The 1,038-nt window shown below is 61.9% G+C and carries 1 protein-coding gene and 1 pseudogene; both read left to right on the top strand.

Going from position 1 to position 1,038, the window contains the following annotated elements; translation table 11 throughout:
• Positions 1-746 (top strand): annotated as a pseudogene (locus tag SD626R_RS13940) (hypothetical protein); the annotation flags it as partial.
• Complete coding sequence (locus tag SD626R_RS13935) at positions 746-925, top strand: hypothetical protein (protein ID WP_032073169.1); 180 nt, start codon at positions 746-748, stop codon at positions 923-925. The pseudogene SD626R_RS13940 and the gene SD626R_RS13935, both read left to right, overlap by 1 nt.
• Positions 926-1,038: the final 113 nt, after the last annotated feature.

Here is a 1,038-nt window from a genome sequence, read left to right as displayed (position 1 = left end):
TCGCCGCGCTCAACATTCCGATCGACCCGGAGCGCGAGGTCACAGTCACCATCACCGAGACCGGTGCGACGCTCTCGGGCACGATCGGCCTTACCGACGAGTCAGACGGCCCGATCGAGTCGGGGACCACCTACGACCCGAGTACCTTCGCCGGAGACGTCTATCTCACGGCCGACGTGAGTCAACTCTCCGGTACGTGGGACGCCTACGAGACCGGCGTCGACGGCGGGACCATCACCATCACCGCGCAGCCCTACGAGGGGACAGTCCTGAACGTGACGACGACCGCCGGCGAGACCGTCTCGGTCCCCGCGGCTGATTGGACCGGCAACGGCGACGGCACCTACTCTTACGACGCGAGCGGAGACCTTGAGACCAACATCACCGAGGTCGAATCCGCCGAGTACGTATCCGGTGCCGATGAGACCCAGTACGAGACGCTAAACCTCTCTAAGCAGTTCACGGTTGAGTCCATCGTGAACCGGAAGACCGGGGAGAACACGTCAAGCGCGTCGTTCGAGTCAAACGAGCCACAGACCGACTCAAACTATATCACGCAAGAAGAGTGGAACCAGCTCCAAGAGCGGAACGAAGAGCTGATCGAGAGATACGAGGAATCCCGGAGCACCGGCGCTGCCGGCGGCGGTTTCTTTAGCGGCAGCGGGTCGCCCGACATCGGACTCATCGCGGCCGGTATCGGGTCGCTCGGGGTCCTGTATGCGCTCTTCGGACAGGGGGAAAACTAATGATTAACCCCCTCGCGCCGTACCTGTCGATCCTATCGTTCGTCGTCGAGCCGATACTGAAATTCGGCACTTTGGCGGTGTTTATCGGGGTCGGCATGGTGGCCCTCGGTTACGACCCGATCGGACTCGCGTGGGGGTTCATCGAGAGCATAATCCGGTCGGCGATTCCGGGGGTCTAACCATGCGCCGTATCCTGATTTTTTGTGTTGCGGTGAGCCTCGCGGCTTGTGTTGCGGTCGGCGGCGCCGCCGACCGCAACACAAGCCGCGAGGCTCACCGCAACACAAAAAAT

The organism is Halorubrum sp. SD626R, from assembly GCF_001261915.1.
In the GTDB taxonomy this organism is placed as follows: domain Archaea; phylum Halobacteriota; class Halobacteria; order Halobacteriales; family Haloferacaceae; genus Halorubrum.
Note: the sequence above shows the minus strand (reverse complement) of the source record. Positions and strands in the feature narration are given on the sequence as shown.